At 53.1% G+C, this 19,719-nt stretch carries 13 protein-coding genes; 5 read left to right on the top strand and 8 right to left on the bottom strand.

Annotation, left to right across the window (positions count from 1 at the left end):
• Positions 1-147 precede the first annotated feature (147 nt).
• Entirely contained in the window at positions 148-2,676 is a 2,529-nt protein-coding gene (locus ACFPMF_RS09795; RefSeq protein WP_379843808.1) for a YfhO family protein, read from the bottom strand.
• Positions 2,677-2,971: 295 nt separating this feature from the next.
• On the opposite strand from ACFPMF_RS09795, the gene ACFPMF_RS09790 reads away from it, so the two are divergent.
• Positions 2,972-6,523 (top strand): carboxypeptidase-like regulatory domain-containing protein, encoded by a 3,552-nt coding sequence (locus tag ACFPMF_RS09790; RefSeq protein WP_379843806.1) that lies wholly within the window; start codon positions 2,972-2,974, stop codon positions 6,521-6,523.
• A 128-nt stretch (positions 6,524-6,651) separates the two neighbouring features.
• On the opposite strand, the gene ACFPMF_RS09785 is transcribed toward ACFPMF_RS09790, so the two are convergent.
• Positions 6,652-9,075, bottom strand: a complete 2,424-nt coding sequence (locus ACFPMF_RS09785) for an endonuclease MutS2 (RefSeq protein ID WP_379843803.1) — start codon at positions 9,073-9,075, stop codon at positions 6,652-6,654.
• A 217-nt stretch (positions 9,076-9,292) separates the two neighbouring features.
• Here ACFPMF_RS09785 and ACFPMF_RS09780 point away from each other — a divergent pair, with 217 nt between their 5' ends.
• Positions 9,293-10,153, top strand: a complete 861-nt coding sequence (locus ACFPMF_RS09780; protein WP_379843800.1) for a hydroxymethylglutaryl-CoA lyase — start codon at positions 9,293-9,295, stop codon at positions 10,151-10,153.
• Here ACFPMF_RS09780 and ACFPMF_RS09775 read toward each other — a convergent pair.
• Positions 10,150-10,674 carry a DUF7935 family protein gene (locus ACFPMF_RS09775; protein ID WP_379843798.1) on the bottom strand — a complete coding sequence of 175 codons (525 nt, stop codon included), beginning with the start codon at positions 10,672-10,674 and terminating at the stop codon, positions 10,150-10,152. The two genes, ACFPMF_RS09780 and ACFPMF_RS09775, sit on opposite strands and share 4 nt — an antisense overlap.
• Before the next feature lie 163 nt (positions 10,675-10,837).
• Between ACFPMF_RS09775 and ACFPMF_RS09770 the strand changes: the two genes are divergently transcribed.
• Entirely contained in the window at positions 10,838-11,158 is a 321-nt protein-coding gene (locus ACFPMF_RS09770; RefSeq protein WP_379843795.1) for an iron-sulfur cluster biosynthesis family protein, read from the top strand.
• A gap of 123 nt (positions 11,159-11,281) precedes the next feature.
• On the top strand, positions 11,282-15,004 hold the full coding sequence (locus tag ACFPMF_RS09765) for a sensor histidine kinase (RefSeq protein ID WP_379843793.1): 3,723 nt from the start codon (positions 11,282-11,284) through the stop codon (positions 15,002-15,004).
• Positions 15,005-15,018: 14 nt separating this feature from the next.
• Here ACFPMF_RS09765 and ACFPMF_RS09760 read toward each other — a convergent pair whose 3' ends face one another.
• Entirely contained in the window at positions 15,019-15,615 is a 597-nt protein-coding gene (locus ACFPMF_RS09760) for an HNH endonuclease (RefSeq protein WP_379843792.1), read from the bottom strand.
• Between the two features lie 356 nt (positions 15,616-15,971).
• Between ACFPMF_RS09760 and ACFPMF_RS09755 the strand changes: the two genes are divergently transcribed.
• The gene (locus ACFPMF_RS09755) at positions 15,972-16,334 is read left to right on the top strand and encodes a CoA-binding protein (RefSeq protein ID WP_379843790.1); all 363 of its coding nucleotides are present in this window, start codon (positions 15,972-15,974) and stop codon (positions 16,332-16,334) included.
• A gap of 49 nt (positions 16,335-16,383) precedes the next feature.
• Here ACFPMF_RS09755 and ACFPMF_RS09750 read toward each other — a convergent pair whose 3' ends face one another.
• The 4 genes from ACFPMF_RS09750 to ACFPMF_RS09735 all read right to left on the bottom strand — a co-directional run bounded on the left by ACFPMF_RS09750 (position 16,384) and on the right by ACFPMF_RS09735 (position 19,597).
• Positions 16,384-17,385, bottom strand: coding sequence for a 3-oxoacyl-ACP synthase III family protein (locus ACFPMF_RS09750; RefSeq protein WP_379843787.1), 1,002 nt, complete (start codon positions 17,383-17,385; stop codon positions 16,384-16,386).
• 57 nt (positions 17,386-17,442) lie between these two features.
• A complete protein-coding gene (gene purS / locus ACFPMF_RS09745; RefSeq protein WP_379843784.1) occupies positions 17,443-17,694 on the bottom strand; it encodes a phosphoribosylformylglycinamidine synthase subunit PurS in 252 nt (83 codons plus the stop codon).
• A gap of 63 nt (positions 17,695-17,757) precedes the next feature.
• Entirely contained in the window at positions 17,758-18,441 is a 684-nt protein-coding gene (gene pssA, locus ACFPMF_RS09740; protein ID WP_379844575.1) for a CDP-diacylglycerol--serine O-phosphatidyltransferase, read from the bottom strand.
• Positions 18,442-18,583: 142 nt separating this feature from the next.
• A complete protein-coding gene (locus ACFPMF_RS09735) occupies positions 18,584-19,597 on the bottom strand; it encodes a 2-hydroxyacid dehydrogenase (protein WP_379843781.1) in 1,014 nt (337 codons plus the stop codon).
• Positions 19,598-19,719: the final 122 nt, after the last annotated feature.

Below are 19,719 nucleotides of genomic sequence, written 5' to 3'. Positions count from 1 at the left end.
CAGTCATCGTTAGCCCGCGAAAACAGTACGCTAATCAAGATTTCAAATCTTGATTTCAGGGGTTTTGGATTTAAAATCCAGAACAGGTAGGGTCGGGATTTCAAATCCCGACCAGCAAGCCAGTTTCAAAATCCCGACCCGCCGGGTTTAGCCTTTTTTCTTCCGGTTTTCGATAAAAACCGCTGTTCCGATGAAAGCGATAATGAGCAGTGAGGACACCAGATCGACTATTTTACCCACCCGAATCGAAACCGGATCGAACTGGAAAACAATCGTATGCTTCCCCGCCGGAACGCGCATGGCCCGCAGGACGTAATTGGCCCGCAGGTGCGGCATTTCCTTGCCGTCTACCGTCACTTTCCATTCGTCGCGGACGTTGTAGTAGATCTCGGAAAAAACCGCCAGTTGTTCACTTTTGGCGTTGCTTTCGTACGTCAGTTCGTTGGGTTTATAACTCGTCAGGCGAATCGAATTGGCCGAATCCGCCTGAAGAGTCAATCCTTTCAGTTGTTCGGCAAACCGCTGATCGATCACGGCGCTGGTGCGGGTGTTCAGGCTGTCGAGGGCCTGCATTTCGGCGTTGGCATTCGGAACCAGACGGTAATTCTGCACAAACCAGGCATTGCCGAGCGCGCCCGGATTGGGTACGGCTACCGGAGGGCCCGGGGCCTGTTGCTGTTCGGGATTTGCCGATTGCGCCTGCGTAATAAAATATCTGGTGTTCAGCATATTAATGACGTTGTACGCATTCGGCGCGGTTGGCGATTCGCGCAAATTCCGGTAAAGCTGGAAGTCGGCCAGTTCCTGATACCGGCGCATTTTGGCCGCGTGGTAACCACCCAATGATTTATGAAAGTACGACGCCTTGGCATCACTCATAAAACTGGTCGTCAGGTCGAGTACCCGGAAATCCAGCGATTTATCGGCCAGAATCTGCTCGTCGGCGGGTGTCGGAGAAACCGTCTCCTGAATGGCCTGTTTGTTTACAAAATCGTCGTTGTTGAAATACCGCTTATCAATGCCAAACAGATCGAAAATGACCAGTGCGAGCACCAGCGGGTAGAAAACCGCCGGTTTCAGCCGGTTCCGAACGAACAGCCAGATCAGGCCGCCGACCAGCAAAATCAGGATAGCCGAACGAAAGGCATCGGAACGGACCATGCCAATCCGGTCTTCGACCATCGCGGCCAGCACCTGTTCAGCAAGATTTTTATTTTGTAAAGCCTGCTCCAGCCCTCCCAGCAACTGACCGTCGTTGGGACTGCTGAAACTCTGAAAAACCGTTGGAGCCAGCGCCATCAGCAGCGACAAACCCGCCGTAATGCCCAGACTGATCAGCAGCGGGCGATTGAGTCCGGCAGCAACCCGTTGCTGGTCAACCAGTTGTTTTAGCGCCAGCCCCGCAAGCATAATCAGCGGCAATTGCGCCAGGGTGAGGGTCATTGTAACCGCCCGAAACTTGTTGAAACCGGGGAAATAATCGAAGAACGTATAATTGATGATTGGCGCGTTTTTCCCCCAGGCCCAGGCAATGTACAACAGCGCAATGCCCAGGGCCCACCATTTCAGGCGTCCGGGAACAATGAACAAACCGAGTACAAACAGAAAAATGACGATGGCTCCGGCGTAGGCCGGACCGGACTGGCTGTACAGATTGCCGTGATACAGCGGCAGAATCTGGATGTATTGCTGTGCCATACCCGGATCCACCCCGATGCTTGTCAGCTTTTTGTACGTTTCCGAGTTGGTCGTCAACGAACCCGCCGAAGGGCCTCCCGCGTAATTCGGAATCAGCAGGGTAAAGGTTTCGCCAATGCCGTAACTGTATTGAAACGCGTAATCTTTCCCTAAACCGTCTTCCGTATTCGTTCCCGGAGCACCGGGTTCAGCTTTGGGCGAAATGGTCAGTTCCGACTTCCCGCGCGTCGAAACCGTGACGTAATCGGCCGTATTCCAGAGCCGGGTCGTGTGCGTTCCGACGGCGAGCACGGCCGCAACGGCCAGCGCCGACAAGGCCAGCAGCAACTGCCGCATCCGGCCTTCACGCACCGCAACGATGCTCTCAATCAGGACGTAAACGACGATTCCAAAGGCCAGGTAATACGTAATCTGAACGTGGTTAGCGTAGAGTTCCAGGCCCAGGAACAGGGCCGTAAGCGCGGCTCCGGCCAGGTAACGGCCCCGCAACGCCATGATCACGCCCGCCAGAATACCGGGCGCATAAGCCAGTGCCAGTATTTTGGAGACGTGCCCTGCTTCCAGACTCAGCAGTTGATACGACGCGAAGGCGTAAGCGACCGATCCAATGGCCGAAATCCAGGCATTTCCGCTTAGAACCACCAGCAGCACATACGCTCCCACCATCATGAGCCAGATGTAATTGGCCGGATCGGGCAGTAACAGGTTGATGTACTGGCCGAGTTTGTGGGTCAGGCTGGTCGGGTAATCGCCCGAAATCATGTAGGCAGGCATCCCGCCGAACATGCTGTTGGTCCACCAGGCCCACTCGCCGGCTTGTTTATGATAATCCACCACCTCGCGTCCGGCGGCAATGGACTGAATGATGTCGTGCTGATTCAATCGTTTACCCTTCAGAACGGGTGAGCAATACACGATGGCCAGTATCGCAAACCCAACGACGGCAATCAGGTGAGGAAGGAAGCGTTTGAAATTCATACAATCTTACGGATGCGAAGCCCGAAGCGGCTTTTGAAATAAAGGGTAAAGAAACGCTTTTTTCCAACACGGCGAAAACTCCCTCCGTCACTTTTTCCGCATTCGCACCACTTCGGCCCCACGTCAAATTGTTGAACAACCGTCGTATTTCCCAGGCCGATCCGGCTAAACCGGGGTCAGTGTGACGATGAATCAATCCCGTACTAAAATCAGAAATAAACACGAACAACTAATTGCTCATCAAGGAATTTATACATACATAGCGCAATTATTCTTTGAAGGTAATTTCATCTCTATGCGTTGCCCGTTCTTTATCGGCTGGATCGCAGCCGTCTTCCTCCTTGGGTCGACCCGGCTGACTTATGGCCAAACAACCGCCGTACTGACCGGTTACGTTACGGATGCCACGACGGGAAAACCCATGCCATTGGCCAACGTCTACATCAATGGGTCAACGCGGGGGGCAACTACCGACGAAAAGGGCTATTATTCGCTGAGTGGCATTCCATTGGGCACGGTCGAAATAGCCGTCTCCTTCGTTGGTTACCAGCCTGTTGCGCAAAAAATCCGGTTTGATAATGCAGCCCCTCAAAAAGCCAGTTTCCAGCTAAAAGAAAGTGAACAACTGCTGGATGCCGTCACCGTACGGGGCAATCCGAAGAATTGGGAGCGGCACCTGCGTCAGTTCAAAAAATTACTCTTTGGTGAGCCGTTTGGCGGGCAGTGTCTGCTGGTCAACAGCGAAGTTCTGCATTTTAAAGAAGAGAAAAACCGGCTGTATGCGACGGCCGATGAACCCCTACTGATTGAAAATCAGGCGCTGGGGTATCGGTTGATTTATGCGTTGCAACATTTCGACGCGACGCCGGCGGGAGAGGTTTATTCGGCGGGTACGACCCGTTTTGAAGAGTTAAAACCCGAGAATGAACGGCAGGCCAACCGGTTTCGCCGAAACCGGCTGCTTGCTTACAAGGGGTCCATCCGGCACCTGATGGCCAGCCTGATGGACAATACGTTCAAGGAGGCTGGCTTTCTGGTTTACCAGGAAGATGTTACCAAAATGATACCCCTTGAACAAAGGCTGATTACCCTCGCGGCTGCGGTTAGCGACTATAAACGACTGATTCCCGTTCAGGTTTCCACCTTGATTCAACCCGGTCGGTTAGCCACCGAACGCCGATTGGTTTCGCCCCTCAAACTGATCATTTTCTATAAACATGCTTCCTCGAATTTTTCGCCCTATCCCGACGCTCGTTATGCCTATACGGAAATGAAACTACCTAGCGGTCAGCTGCAAATGACCGTTAATGGAGTGATTACAATGCCCGAAGGGATGGAAGCGAAAGGCTCGATGGGCAACGACCGGCTATCGACGATGTTGCCCGCCGACTGGAAACCCGAAGGCAATGAGAAGGAGACACTTTCCGACGGACCGGTGGCGACCCAGGGGAAATTGGCCCCACCCGATTCCAGCCTGGAACGGATCACAGCCGCCTTCAACGAGCGATTCAGGGTATTGGCTCCCACCGTATTTGTGCACATCGACAAACCCTTTTACGCCACGGGCGATCGACTCTGGATGAGTCCGTACGTACTCGACGCGGCTAGTCACCAGCGAGCCGGTGGCGAAACCGCCCTTCAGGTCGACCTGCTCACGTCAACCGGAAAACTCGTACAGCACCAGTGGATACGGATCGTTGACGGACGCGGTCAGGGCCATTTCCGCCTGTCGGATTCGCTCATGACGGGAACCTATCGTCTGCGCGCCTATACCGATGGAGACGATGCCCACCGACGCCCGGCTTTCGAGCGGTCGGTAACAATTTATAATCTGGTTCGGAACGGTTTATCAACCCGTACTGATTCGGTTTCTCCGCCCTTAGAGGTTCAGCTTTTGCCCGAAGGTGGCCGCTGGATTGCGGGATTACCCGCCCGTCTGGGTGTAAAGATTGTCCAGCCCAATGGTCAGGGCTTGCCCATCGCGGGGCGGATCATCGATGACCTAGGCGCGGAAGCCGCTCGTTTCAGGACCAACCCGTACGGGATGACCAGCGTGGCCATGGAGCCCAAGACGCAGCGGACGTACTACGCCGAGGTAATGGATAACAACCAGGCGCAACGCGTTCCGTTGCCCAAACCGGGACCGGAAGGACTCTTGCTTTCGGCCGATGCGATCACCGATACAACCCAGCTGGCGTTGACCATCAGGAGCACGAACCGGGCCGTTCTCGACTCCGTGTATATCCTGATTCAACAACGCGGCCGGGTGGTTGATCAGCGAAAAATTCTCCTGCAAAACGGGGTGGCGAAGGTAAACCTGTCCATGACGACCTGGTTGCCGGGCCTGGCGCAAATCACCCTGTACGATGCCCTCGCCAGACCGCAAGCCGAGCGGTTGGTGTTTGTGCCCGCCTTCATGGCCCCGGTCCGGGTGCGAATGGGGTTCAACAAAACCCGGTATCATCCCCGCGAGCCGGTTATTCTGAGCGTCAATCTGACCGATAACGGATCACCGACGGTAGCGGCTTTATCGGCGTCGATTACCGATGCCGATAACGTACCGGATGACACCACCCAAGCGACGTTGCCAGCCCATCTGTTGCTAACGGGCGAGTTGCGGGGCCGGATCGAAAACCCCAACCACTACGTCCTGAATCACTCGGCCGAAACCCGTCGGGCACTGGATGACCTGCTGCTCACGCAGGGCTGGCGACGGGTGAGTGGCACGCCCGAAACGGATTTGCCGGGTGGCCTATCGCTCAGGGGCCGCATTCTGAACGCAAAAAATCAACCCATCCCCGGCGCACAGCTTACGGTGGTGTCGACCGCTGCCGGGAAATCGTTCGTCAAAACAGCCGACGCGGACGAGCAGGGGCGGTTCCGATTGGCGGGGCTAGCAATTACGGATACCACGCAATTGATGATCCAACTTGCCGATCGCAAGAAGAGGATTTTTTCTCCCAAAGAAGCCTTTCTGGTTCAGGAAGGGCCCGGCCAGCAATGGGAATCCAGTCAACAAACGAGTGCGCCAAACGGGTCGCCTTTGCGTGCTCACCTGGAAGCTGCCCGGATTCGTCAGGCAGCAAACGCCGATTTTTACCGCGACAAAACGACGAAAGTGCTGGAGGAAGTAACGGTTCGAGCGCGGAAAAACGAGGCAAGGCCCGAGGATATCCAACGGCGAAGTCTGCATAATGGGGCTGATGCGGTTCTGGTATTCGATGAGAAATCGCCAACCTATTCGAATCTCTACGAAATGATTCAGGGCCGATTGGCGGGCGTGACCGTTACCCGGGAAGGGGCCGCGCAAGCGCGTAGCTACAAGGTCTTTCTACGCGGTGTAAGTAGTTTCAAAAGTGGTATGCAGCCTTTGTATCTGATCGATGGTGTTCCTATTCAGGACCCGGATGGAACCGCTTTAATGCCATTCAATGCAGCGGATATCGAACGGATCGAATTGCTGAAAAATGGGGGCACAACCGGTATATACGGGGTTCGGGGCGGTAACGGCGTTATTGCTTTTTACACCAAAAGCAAACGGTCGATGCAAGGTAACACCAAACCCCAGGGGGGAATGACGCCGATTCAATTCATTGGCTATCCGTCAGTGCAGCGCGAATTCTATGTGCCCCGCTACGAAGCGGACGCAGCATCCGCTCCCCTTTCTGGCCCCGTTGATGACCGGGATGTATTGTACTGGAAACCGTTGATGCAAACCGACGGTCAGGGGCATAGTCAGCTCCGGTTTCCGTTATCGGACGTCGTGCGAACGGTACGAGTGGTGATCCAGGGCGTGACGGCCGATGGACGTCCGGTGCTGGGCGTTCAGGTGATGCGGGTTCAATAACCTGGCGATTTAGATCCCAGCAAGGCGTAGGTGGACATTTCGGTTTTATGGCCCCGGCCCGTATAGAGTTTGCCGAAGCTTTCAAGATCAGCCACTCTTGAGAGCTTCGGCATCCCGGTTCAGACAATTCAGGATAGTTTCACCACCGTCACCCCGGCCCCGCCCCGGTCGGCATGTTCGTCCTGCATGGAAGCGACCTGCGGGAAGGTGCGCAGGTGATTCCGGACCAGCGTTCGCAGAATGCCGTCGCCCTTGCCGTGCACAATCCGGAGTTCAGAATAACCCAGCATCAGGCCGTTGTTGATGAAATTGTCGAGATCCACCAACGCTTCCTCACCCCGTTTGCCCCGGATATCCAGGTTGAAGCTGAAATTCATCATCTTCTCGTTCAGGTCGATTCCCTGCATTTTGGGCCGGGTAGTTTCGCCAACGGCTTCCCGGTATGCTTTCCGGCTGACCTTTTCCAGACGGTTCAGTTTGACGGTGGATTTCAGATCCCCAATCCGGATTTCGGCGTCCTTCCCGCGCAGCGCCAGCACTTCGCCAATGGTCGTCTGGCCTTTGATCCGGACAAAGCTCCCAACCCCGATGGCCGTATTATCGGGCTGAAAATCATCATTTTCGGACCTGGACGCATCGCGGTTTGGTTCCTCCGCCATCGTTTCCTGTTTCAGTTCTTTTTTCTCGAACTGCTCCAGTTCCTGCCGCACCAGCCGCGTCATATCGCGCTCGGCCTTGTTTTCCTTGATTTCACGAATGGTATTTTCAATGCGCTGATTGGCTTCGGCCACGAGCGCTTTCGCTTTTTGTTTGGCTTCGTTCAACAGCCGTTTCTGGTCATTTTCAAGCCGGGTTTTCAGGGCGTTGGTTTCGGCCAGTTGCTGCGCCAGTTTGCGCTGATTGATACCGACTTCCATATTTTTCTCGGCAAAAACCCGCTTCTCGATATCGAGTTCTTTCAGGAGTTTTTCGAGGTTCACCTGCTGCGACCCCAGCTTTTCCTTCGCCCGGTCGATCACCGGTTTGGGCAAACCGATTTTGGAAGCAATTTCAAACGCAAACGAACTGCCCGGCCGCCCAATCTCGAGTTCGTACAACGGCTCCAGGTGTTCGCCGTCGAACCGCATGGCTCCGTTGACCAGACCGGCGGTTTTGTCGGCGAAGAGTTTCAGGTTGGTATAGTGCGTGTTAATAACGCCATACGCCCCCGACCGGGTCAGTTCTTCCAGAATGGCTTCGGCAATGGCGCCCCCCAAACCGGGTTCGGTACCGGTTCCGAATTCGTCGATAAGAAACAGCGTTTTGCGGTTGGCAAACGTCACAAACGCCTTCATGCTGGTCAGGTGCGAACTGTACGTACTGAGGTCATTTTCCAGCGATTGCTCGTCGCCAATGTCAATAAAGAGATTCTGAAAAATGCCCGCCGTCGAGCCTTCGACGACCGGAATCAGCAGACCGCTCTGAATCATGTATTGCAACAGCCCGATCGTTTTCAGGGCCACGGATTTTCCCCCGGCATTAGGCCCCGAAATAATCAGAATCCGCTGACCCGGATCAAGTAACAGATTCAACGGCACCACTTTTTTGCCCTGTTTCTGAAACGAAAGATACAGCAGCGGGTGCCTGGCCTGGAGCCAGTCGACCAGCGGCTGATTGACGAGCTTCGGCATTTCGGCGTTGATTTCCAGGGCAAATTTGGCTTTGGCCCGGATGAAATCAATCAAGCCCAGGAAGGTCGTGGCCCGTTGCAGTTCCGGCAGATACGGCCGGATCGTGGCCGTCAGTTCGCGGAGAATCCGGGCCACCTCCCGCCGTTCTTCGTATTCGAGTTCGCGGATTTCGTTGTTGGTATCGAACACTTCCGCCGGTTCGATAAAAACCGTCTGCCCCGTCGCCGACTCATCGTGAATGAAGCCCTTCAACCGCCGTTTGTGTTCGGCCACAATCGGAATCACCACGCGGCCATTCCGGATCGTCAGCGAAATATCATCCGGCATCCAGCCCTGCTGGCGGGCATTTTTCATGATGCTGTCCATTTTCCGGCGCAAACCGGCCTGCTCGCTGATGATGCGTCGGCGGATATTGGCCAGTTCGGGGGAGGCCGAATCGCGGACGTGGCCCCGGTCGTCGATGACCCGCTCAAGGGGGTCGGTCAGCTTTTTGTCGACCGTAATCGCATCGGCCAGTTCGTTCAGGTAGGGGTAACTCTCTTTTTCCTTGCCGGCCAGAAACCGCAGGCACTGCTGAATGGTTCGAAGCGTCAGTTTCAGGTCAAAAAACTCCTCTTCGGTGAGCATCATGCCCTCAATCCGGATTTTCCCCAGTTGCGGACGGATGTCTATATAATTGGAGACCGGAAATTCGGGTTCGTACTGTACGATCGTCTTGAACTCGGCGACCTGCCGAAGCATTTTATCGATCAGCTGAAAATTGTCGGAAAACCGGATTTTATCGACATACGACTGCCCCAGCGGACTCAGACAGGCCTGCCGCAGCAAATCGCGGATTTTATCGAAACCTAATTTTTGTTCAAATGAATCAGGGTAAAGCATTTATTGTTTCTCTGGTTAAACGTACCGACGGACCGGACGATGCGGTTTTACCCCGGTGGTACATGCTAAAAATAACAGCAACGAAGGGCAAGCGGTTCTTTTCTCTTTATTATTTTCCAAACCGCTGTTCGGCCCGAAAAAGCCGCAAAACTATACCGGGAATGTGAATTACCGGTCTGAACAACCCAATTTTCACGCCCTTATGCCATCTTGCACTATGAATTCGTTTAAACTGATCGAATGCCCGCGCGATGCGATGCAGGGACTGCCTGGTTTTATCCCGACCGCGGATAAGATTCGCTACCTCAATGTGTTACTACAGGTCGGTTTCGATACCCTGGATTTCGGGAGTTTTGTTTCACCCAAAGCGATTCCGCAACTGCGCGACACCGCCGAGGTGCTGGCCGGTCTGGATTTGTCGCAGACGGCCACCCGCTTGCTGGCCATCGTTGCCAATGAGCGCGGGGCCGAACAGGCGGTTTCGTATTCCCCGATCCAGTACCTGGGCTTTCCGCTTTCGGTATCGGAAACGTTTCAGCTCCGCAATACCAACAAAACCATCGAGCAGGCCTTTGCCGAGGTGACGGCCATTCAAAAGCTATGCGTCAGTCACCGGAAACAACTGGTTGTCTACCTGTCGATGGGTTTTGGCAATCCGTACGGCGACCCGTACAGCCCCGAACTCATCGGGCAATTTACGGAACGGCTGGTGGCCCTGGGCGTCGAAATTATCGCCCCTTCCGATACCGTCGGTTCGTCGACCCCGGAAGGCATCGAACGCTTATTCCGCTATTTGCTGGAAACCTATCCGGCGGTGGAGTTTGGCGCCCACCTGCACTCGCGGCCCGGGCAGGTCATGGAGAAAGTGGAAGCGGCCTGGCGGGCGGGCGTCCGGCGGATCGACGGGGCTCTGCACGGTTTTGGCGGTTGTCCGATGGCCGCCGACGACCTGACCGGTAACCTGCCCACGGAACAAATCGTTTATTGGCTCGAAAAAGCCGGTTTTTCACCCGGCCTGAATGCTGCCCGGCTGGCCGAAGCGTTGGCGCTTTCAATGGAAATCATGAGCCCCCGTTAGAGAAAAACCGACTGCACTTCGTCCTTTACGGCTTTCAGGCCATTCGCTGTAGGCGCGACGTTTTTCTGAATGACTTTTTCAAAAATCCGTTTCGACAAATCCAGGGCCGGGGCATCCGGAGCCACCTCCCCGGCGGCTTCGTTGATGAGCACCACCACCTCATTCATGGCGCTTTGGACGGCTTCCCAAACCGCCTGGCTCATGTAAATCTGCTGCGAAACGTTGTGGTTGTACTCTTCCCGGATGTCGCGCAGCAGCAGTTGCTGAAACTCCAGCGCCACGGTAGCCTCTCCACTCAGCCGCAGGAGCAGATTGCTGGGTGTAATGCGTTCCAGAAACAGCGCCATCCGCTCGTATGCCTGGAGCCGCAGCGGGGTTAGCTCGCTGGCGTACCGGTTTTTCAGGTCGACGCGTTGCTTTTCAGCTTCCCGCTCGAGCAATAACTTGACAGTAACATACATACCGTACAAAACCAGTCCGGCTGGAATGACTAATTTCAATAAATCAGCGAAAAGATCCATGCTTATTTTTAGGTCCCCCATGAATTGTCCTACCATCAGGATTCGGCGATCCGGTCAGAGAACCTGTCCGGCTCCAACCCCCAAACTGAAAACCGCCGGCAGTTGGCAATATTGTGGGGCAAAGTTTGTAAATTTCAGTCAGCAAACGGAATTTTTACTTAGTATGTTTATTGACGGTATTGAAAATCCGGTTCGCCTGACCCCCGAAGCCCGGGCTCAGATTCAGGACACCTTTCAGGCGAACAAAATTCCGGCCACATACGGTCTGCGCGTTGGCGTCCGGGGAGGAGGGTGTGGTTCGTCGTGGCTGCTTGGTTTTGACCAGCCGGGCCAAACCGACGAAGTTTTTGAGGTCGAATCCATTCGGATCATCATCGATAAAAAACACCTGTTATACGTCCTGGGCGTTGAAGTGGGTTATGAGACCAGCGAAGATGCCCGTGGTTTTACCATTCAAAAACCCGACCAAAACCGGGCAAATTGATGTTTAACGACGTATGGGCACTTCCCGAAAATCTGGCATGATTTTGGGGTTAATTCAGAACGAATCGAATCCCATTCATCCATTTCTGTTGTGAGTATACTCAACAAGCATATATTTCTCATCTTGTCGCTTCTAGCCCTGGGCTCCTCCGTCTTTTTCTATTCGGTGCTGGAGCGCGGGGCTATTAGTGCCGCGGATGAACAGTATCTGCTCACGACTCAGCAACGGATTAAAAAAGAACTGGCGATCAGTGCGGAAGAACTCCAGCATGTTCACGAGCGCCTTCAGGAAGCCAAACCGCCGTATTCGTTTGCGGAACTGCGCCTTGACGCCAAATACCCGTATTTTATTTTCCGTAACAAACAGCTCCTTTTCTGGTCAGACTTTCGCTTCATTCCTGACTACAGCCAGCTCAGGAGTGTTTTATACCCCAAATTGATGGTATTTCCGCAGGGGAAATACATCGTCAGCCGCCAGTTTATCCAAAAGGGCAGCGATGCACTGGAAGTGTTTTCGCTCGTGAATGTGTACCGGCAGTACCAAAACGAGAACAGTTACCTGCGTTCAGGCTACAATCCGGACCTTTTTTCGCGCCCACCGCTGGCTGTAAACCCGGAGAAAGGCAGTATTTACTACAGCATGTATGACCAGACGCCGGTTTTTCTGTTTTCGGTTGTCCCGCCCCAACAGGAAGGGTATCAGAACCAGACGTCGCCGGTCAATACCGTCATTCTGGCACTGCTGTCGGTTTTTTTCATGGGCATTTACCTGATCCGCCGGACCCTGAATCTGCGCCAGAGTCGTCATTATGGAGCCGGTTTTATCATTCTGGCCCTCTATCTGGTCGTTCTGCGGGCCGTTATGCTCTATTTTGGCGTCCCCTTTCTATTTCTGGAAAACGACCTGTTCAACGCCAATTCCTTTGCCTCCTCGATGGTTGCGCCTTCGCTGGGGGACCAGTTGCTGAATTGCATGGTGATGGTCATTCTGGCCCTGTATATGGCCAGTACGTTTTACCGCACCCGATCCTATTACTGGTTGCTGCGGCAGTCCGATGGGTTGAAAGCCGTGGTGTCGGTCATCACGGTAGTGATCAGTTATGGTATCTTTTATGCCAGCTTTTACGAACTGAATTCCATCTACGAGCAGGCCGGTTTTACGCTCGATATTACCCTCAGTTTATCATTTACCAGTCTCAAGCTGGCCTGTCTGCTGGTTTTCGTCGGTATCTCGACGGTTTTTTTCCTCCTGCAGCACGTTTTTGCGAGCGTATTTATCCGGCTCAACCTGTCGCTCTGGCGCGGTCTGCTGTCATTTACCGTGGGGTCGGCGCTGGCGGTTCTGGCTTTGTGGTCCAGCCCGATTCCAACGCTCTGGATTCTGGGCATTCAGGGAATCTTTTTTCTGGTGCTGTACCTCAGCCGTTTTCCGCGGGCCCTCTACGCGCTCCGGTACAAGACGACACTCTACCTGTTTTTCACGGCCCTGGTTTGCGCCGTCGTCACTACGTATATCGTTTATAGTCAGGGTATAAAAAGAGACCTGATCAATAAACGGGAATTTGGCAAACTGCTGTTGAACGAAAACGACGCCTACGGTGAATTGCTGCTCAATAAGGCCGGTCCTTCGATTTTGCAGGACAGCATCATCCTGCGTTCGCTGATGAATGATACCTTGTTAGTCCGGGAACGGATTCAGCAACGGGTCAAAAACCTGCACCTGGACAAGTACCTTTCGCGGTACACCATCGACGTGCTGGTTTTTAACATCAATCCGCAGTCGCCCGGTTACCAGCAAACCCAGACCCAGTATGGCCAGTATGCCGAGCGGTTTCGTCAGGACCGGTACCGCACCCAGTATCCGGGTCTTTATTTTGTCAAGGAAGCGGGCAGTGACTGGGTCAAGTATGTGCAGTTTCTGGATTTCGCCGGGAGCGAAAACCGGGTGGCCCACGTGGTACTGGATCTGAAACAGAATCAGAGTTTCCCGGGGAGCACCCATCCTGACTTAACCACCGACAAGAAGTTCATCCAGGCCCCCGAGACGCAATCGTACAGTTACGTCATTTATAATCCCGGTAAAAAAATATTCTACGGAAAAGGCCCCTATAACTACGAGCGCCGGTTTCCAGCCGACCTCCTGGGCCAGCCCGCCCTGTACGAAGACGGACTTCTGTACAATGGGTATAAACACGTCGGTTTGCAGGACGACAGCAACCGGACCGTCATTGTGTCGTCGAATGAATACCCGCTGCGGAGTATTTTTTCCAACTTCTCGTTCCTGTACCTGGTTCTGATTCTGTATATCCTTCTCCTGATTCTGGGGTATACGATCCGGTTCGGGATTTCCCGGTTTTATATCAACTACTCGACCAAAACGCAGCTTTACCTGAATGCGGCTTTCTTTTTACCGCTGGTGCTGGTTGTGGCCATTACGTTCGGGGTGATCAGCTCCAACTACGATGCCTATCAGGAGAATACCTACCTGACCAATGCCAAGAACATCGGGAACAAATTTTTGGATAACTGGATCAAGTACCTGAACGGCGGGGCCAGCGAGCTGTATCTGGAAGAAGATCTGAAGAAGATCAAGCAGGACGATCAGATCGAAATCAGCGTATTCGATGTGCAGGGAAAACTCCGTTGCTCCACCCAGCCGCTGCTCTACGAAAGTGGTCATTTGTCGAAACGGATCAATCCGGATGCCTACATCCACCTGGTTGAAGAAAAGGAAATTCAGGTCATGCTGAGCGAATCGCTCGGTTCGAAAGAATACCGGACCGCGTATGCCAGTCTTAAAGCGTACGACGGGCGTTTGCTGGGCATTCTGGGCGTGTCGCATTTTGGGTCCGAGCCCGAACTCGAACACCAGATGATCGATGTCGTGTCCACCGCCCTGAGTGTGTTTATCGGCCTGTTCCTTATTTTCCTGCTGGTTTCGTACTGGGCGTCTACGGTACTGACCAAGCCCCTACAAATTATCACGCAGAAAATTCGGAAAACGAATCTCGACCGGTTTAATGAACCGCTGAACTGGAAGTCGGACGATGAAATCGGCTTGCTAATTGGCGAATACAACCGAATGCTGGTGAAGCTGGAAGAGAAAAAACAGGCCTTGTCGCAGAGTGAAAAGCAATCGGCCTGGCGGGAAATGGCCAAGCAGGTCGCTCACGAGATCAAAAACCCGCTCACACCGATGAAGCTCACGTTGCAACACCTGCAACGAACGCTGCAGTCCGATACGCCGGCGGCCAAACGGGTGTTGCAGCGCACCCTGGATACGCTGCTCGATCAGATCGATAACCTGAGCGACATTGCCACTTCGTTTTCGGATTTTGCGAAAATGCCGTTGCCGAAGCACGAATTGTTTGAAATCACTTCGGTGATCAACAAAGCCGCAGACTTGTACGCCGACGACGGCAAAATTACCCTGGTGCGTGACATCTCACCCTATCCGGTTATGGTGATGGGCGACCGCCAGTTGATCGGGCGGATCCTGACCAACCTGATTATCAACAGCGTGCAATCGGTTTCATCGGACCGCAAGCCGGTTATTCAGTTGCGGCTGAATGTCACCGATGAGCACATCAATATTGAAATCCACGACAATGGTGTGGGCGTTCCGGAAGCCATCCGCAGCAAAATATTCCTGCCCAATTTTACCACCAAAGAAGGAGGCTCGGGACTGGGGCTGGCCATTGCCAAACGCGGAATCGAACACGCCGGCGGTAGCATCTGGTTCGAAACCGCCACGGGCGAAGGAACCACGTTCTTTATTACACTCCCCCACATTCCGCCCATCGGAATGAGCAGTGGGCTCAAAGGAGAAAGTCTGGGACAGAATTAAAGAAGGCAGCGGTCTTATTCCGCGTTATTCTTTCCACTCGGCGGATCCTCATCAATGGTTACGTGTTTCCAGTTCTCGCCGGACCGGATTCGGTTGAGTTGCGTGTGCGTGATCCCAAACTGCTTGGCGATCATCTTCAGGCGGTTTTTCTCGTTCTTCAGTAACTTCTTGATCATTTTCACCTTCGACTCGGTCAGCTTGTAATTGCGGGTCCGGCGCGGTGCTTCCCGGTTCAGAATATTCGGGCTGGAGCGATTGTGTTCGATCATTTCCTCTTTCGTTACCCATTTCAGGTTCTGAAAGTGATTGTTCTTTTTGTCATGATCGAGGTGAATCACGAACGTCTGCTCGGGGCGATCACGCGGGACAAACTGCTCGGCAATCAGTTTGTGAAAATAGCGGTTAATGGTTTTTCCACCGGTTCGGATGTTGAGCGAACGGTATCCCTGAATAATGGATCCATTGATCAGGGTGCCCTCCTTCGGGTCGTTTTGGAAACTTTTCAGTCGACCATAATTTGAAACTTCGTAGCGGGGCGGGTTTTCTACGCCATCAAATTTAATCGGAACCCATTTTTCATTCCAGTAATTACTGGTCCGTTTCTCTGTCATTGGTAAGGCCAAAAGGTTAATCGAAATGTCGCAGATTGTTGAACGGAATATTAACAAATTAACAAATCAAGTGTTTCAGGGAGCAAATTAAAAAGAGACTAAAATTACAGGAAAGTACTGTCTTTCAAATAATCTCGTTGAAATACACCCATCCGTTGAAACTAAATTTGTATAACTAGTCCATAATTTTATTAAACAAACCCCCTGACTGGATACGGAACTTCCATAAAGGGCAGGGAGAGAAAGTACGCATGGCAAATCGGAAGCAATCCATCCGCACAAATGACGGTTTATCAGTTTCTATAGGAACTAAAAAGGGTGCCGATAGTTTACCCAAGGTAAAGGATGTTGGAAAAATGAAAAGGAAAACACTGGTTATTGGCGCTTCTGAAAATCCGGACCGGTACGCTTATAAAGCGGCCAATCGCCTGGTGCAACAAGGACATGAGATCGAATTACTGGGCTTACGGCCGGGAACGATCCGGGATACACCCATCCGCACCGGACAACCGGACCTGAACGATATTGATACCGTGACACTCTACGTTTCGGCGAAGAATCAGGTGAATCTGTACGATTACATCAAAAAGTTGAAGCCCCGGCGGGTCATCTTCAACCCCGGAACCGAAAATCCGGTTTTTGAAAAGGAACTGGCTCAGCAGGGTATCGAACCGGTTGAAGCCTGTACGCTGGTGTTGCTGGCGATCGGGCAGTATTAAGGGAGAATTTACGAATGAGCATCAACAAGATGATGCTCATTCGTCATTTTCACCATTTCAACAGCGCAGATGCCCAGGTAAAACCACTGCCAAAAGCAGCCAGGCAAATCAGGTCACCGGAATGGATTCGCCCCTGTTCCCAGGCTTCGGTCAGCGCAATGGGAATCGATGCGGCAGTGGTGTTACCAAACCGCTGGATGTTGTTGACGACCTTCTCGGGCGGCAGTTTCAGTTGCTGCCGTACATACTCCGAAATCCGGATATTGGCCTGATGCGGCACGAGCAGGGCAATGTCTTCGGGGCCATACCCATTCGCTTTCAGTGCTTCGTCGATCACTTCCGAAAACCGGACGGTTGCGTGCTTAAAAACCGCATTGCCATTCATCACCACATCAAAACCGCCTTCATCGATCATTTCTTTCGTCGCCGAGCGCGTTGGACGGCTGCTGCCCGGATCGCGAACGTACAGGTCCTCCGCAAAACGCCCATCGGCATGCAAGTGAGTCGATAAAATCCGGTGGTCAGGATCACGGGTGGCCTGCACCACGGCGGCCCCGGCCCCATCGCCAAAAATAACGGCCACGTTCCGGCCCGCCGTACTTTTGTTGATCCAGGTGGATTGAATCTCCGAACCCACCACCAGAATGGTTTTATACATGCCGGTTTTGATAAACTGGTCGGCGATGGACAGGGCATAAACAAAACCCGAACACTGGTTCCGAATGTCGATCACGCCGATGCCCTCCAGGCCCAGTTCACGCTGCATCAGAAAACCGGAACCCGGGAAGAAATAATCGGGCGTAATCGTGGCAAAAACAATCAGTTCAATATCGGCCGCTTGCAGCCCGGCCCGTTCGATGGCCATTCGCGACGCGGCCGCAGCCATACTGGCGTTGGTATCCTTTCCGGGCGTGAAATACCGCCGTTGTTCGATCCCGGTCCGTTCCCGAATCCATTCGTCCGACGTCTCCATGAACTGCGTCAGATCCTGATTCGTGACAATATTGTCAGGAACGTAAAACCCCAGGCCGGTAATGGTGGAATAGATCATAGGCGGAAAAAGGAGCAGAAGGAGGAAGAACAAACGTGTCTTTCTTTCCTTCGCTTCTTAGGCTTCGTGAAGTGTGAAACTGTATTCTTCCATGATCAGGTTCGCCAGCAATTGACGACAGGCCGTATCCACCGTAGTTTTCGCAGCGTCTTCCGATTCTGCTTCTACTTCCAGCCGGATGTGCTTGCCAATCCGAACGTCTCCCACCGAGTCGATATGGAGATTGTGCAGTCCCAGTTTCACAGCTTTGCCCTGTGGATCCAGAATTTCCTTCTGGGGCATGATGTTAATTTCAGCAATGTATTTCATGTTGAAAGGAAGAAAGGAGGAAAAGCGGTGGGAGGAAAAGCAAATAACTTTATCCCTCCTGCTCTACTCCTTATTTTTAGCAAATAATGACACAAGAATGTATAAAATAATCACAGGCGGTACGGCTGCGAAGTGCAAAAATAACAACAGAAACGCCGAGACGATCAGAAAAATGAATTTTATCCGGTTTTCCCGCCAGCCAAACGATTTAAACTTAAACGCCAGCAGCGGCACGTCGGAAACCAGCATGAACGAAAAACCGACCAGTCCATAAAGCACAATGGGATTTTGCCACAGAAAAGCGAATTGCGGCTGGTAGGAACTCATCAGCGGGAAAGCCGCGATCAGGATGGCGTTGGCCGGAACCGGCAAACCAAGGAACTGCTCCGACTGGCGGGTATCGATGTTGAAATTCGCTAATCGCAGGGCCGATAAAACCGCAATCAGGTAGGCCAGATACGACCAGTTGCCCAGCCCCAGCGACCACAACGCCTGATAAATCATCGTGGCCGGCAATACTCCGAAGGTCACTACGTCGGCCAGTGAATCGAGTTCTTTGCCAAATGGCCCCGAAACGTGGACCAGCCGGGCCACGAAACCGTCGCCAAAGTCGAGTACGCCCGCGAGTAAAATCAGCCAGGCTGCCAGGTCAGCCTGACCGCGTAGCGTCATGACCAGCCCGATGCAACCGCACAGCAGGTTGCCGCAGGTCATGGCATTGGGCAGATGGCGAAGTAGCTTATTGATTGATTTAAAGACTGAAAGTAAAACGTTTTCATAATCCGAAAACCGGTTTCCTGTTGACAAGTAGAAAACCGGTTTTCGGTAATGCCAGCGTAAATCTACGGGAGAGAGTTGTCAACTCAAATTCTGGCAGCAAGAAAAAGCATCAGCTCCCCGATTGGGAGGCCGGGCCGGGCCGTCGTTTCGCACCCGGTTTTTCCCAGTTGTATTCCTGGTAGGAAATCTGCAAAATGATGCTACGGGCAATTTCCTGAAGCGCTTCCTGCGTAAGAAAGCCCTGATGGGCGGTCAGCAAAACACGCGGGTGTAACCGCAGCCGGTTTAGCAATGCGTCGGTAATCGGTTTATCGGAAAAATCGCGGTGGAACCATTGTTTTTCCTCCGCATAAACGTCCGTTGCATACCCCGCTAACCGACTGTTATCCAACGCATCCAGTAAGGCTTCCGTATCGACCAGCTTACCCCGCCCCAGGTTGACGACCAGAGCCGTCGGCTTGAGTTGGGACAGCGTTTCGGTATTCAGCAGGTGGAAGGTTTGGGGTGTCAACGGGCAATACAGCGCCACCACATCCGATTCGCCCAGCAGCGTGGCGAGCGAAACGTAATGAATCTCGCCGTTCATGAGGTTGGGGTTCGGTTTGATGTCGTACGCCAGAACGCGACAACCAAACCCCAGCATAATCCGTCCAAATACCTCCCCGATTCGCCCGGTTCCGATCACCCCCACCGTTTTCCCGTGCAGATCCTGACCCGTCAGGCCGTTAATTGAAAAATCGCCCCGCAGAATACGCTGATGGGCAGTCGGTATTTGCCGGACAAGCGCCATGAGAAGCGCCACCCCGTGTTCGGCCACGGAGTAAGGCGAATAGCCCGGTACATTTAAAACCGTCAGCCCCATCGCTTCGGCAGCCGCCAGATCGACATTATCCAGGCCAACACTACGCATGGCCACCAATTCGACGCCAAGATTACAAATTTTCTGCAGGACCGGTTCGCTGAGATCGTCCTGCACAAAACCGCAGACGGCTTTGTGTCCGGCGGCCAGCTCACTGGTCTGCTCGGTTAGTGATTCTTCGATAAATGTAATGTCGTGATGGCCCTGAAGCCGGACAAACCACTCCCGCTCGTAATCGGCGGCACTAAAAAAAGCAATTTTCATCTTTGGGTTAGTTGATATAATAAGTACGAAAAACGGGATTAAACGGGCTATTCGCAACTTTCTGAGCAGATTGGCCAGTTTTGTACGAAACCGTGTTATAAGTGGGCGATTTCCGTCTGTTC

The sequence above is a fragment of the Larkinella bovis genome (assembly GCF_042655385.1).
In the GTDB taxonomy this organism is placed as follows: Bacteria; Bacteroidota; Bacteroidia; order Cytophagales; family Spirosomataceae; genus Larkinella; species Larkinella bovis.
Note: the sequence above shows the minus strand (reverse complement) of the source record. Positions and strands in the feature narration are given on the sequence as shown.

Bases quoted from the DNA above. Each gene is read 5' to 3' on its own strand.
- ACFPMF_RS09795 (WP_379843808.1), bottom strand. From the start codon at position 2,676: ATGAATTTCAAACGCTTCCTTCCTCACCTGATTGCCGTCGTTGGGTTT.
- ACFPMF_RS09735 (WP_379843781.1), bottom strand. From the start codon at position 19,597: ATGAAAATTGCTTTTTTTAGTGCCGCCGATTACGAGCGGGAGTGGTTT.
- ACFPMF_RS09760 (WP_379843792.1), bottom strand. From the start codon at position 15,615: ATGACAGAGAAACGGACCAGTAATTACTGGAATGAAAAATGGGTTCCG.
- ACFPMF_RS09775 (WP_379843798.1), bottom strand. From the start codon at position 10,674: ATGGATCTTTTCGCTGATTTATTGAAATTAGTCATTCCAGCCGGACTG.
- ACFPMF_RS09755 (WP_379843790.1), top strand. From the start codon at position 15,972: ATGAAAAGGAAAACACTGGTTATTGGCGCTTCTGAAAATCCGGACCGG.
- purS (WP_379843784.1), bottom strand. From the start codon at position 17,694: ATGAAATACATTGCTGAAATTAACATCATGCCCCAGAAGGAAATTCTG.
- ACFPMF_RS09785 (WP_379843803.1), bottom strand. From the start codon at position 9,075: ATGCTTTACCCTGATTCATTTGAACAAAAATTAGGTTTCGATAAAATC.
- ACFPMF_RS09780 (WP_379843800.1), top strand. From the start codon at position 9,293: ATGAATTCGTTTAAACTGATCGAATGCCCGCGCGATGCGATGCAGGGA.
- ACFPMF_RS09790 (WP_379843806.1), top strand. From the start codon at position 2,972: ATGCGTTGCCCGTTCTTTATCGGCTGGATCGCAGCCGTCTTCCTCCTT.
- ACFPMF_RS09750 (WP_379843787.1), bottom strand. From the start codon at position 17,385: ATGATCTATTCCACCATTACCGGCCTGGGGTTTTACGTTCCTGACAAT.
- ACFPMF_RS09770 (WP_379843795.1), top strand. From the start codon at position 10,838: ATGTTTATTGACGGTATTGAAAATCCGGTTCGCCTGACCCCCGAAGCC.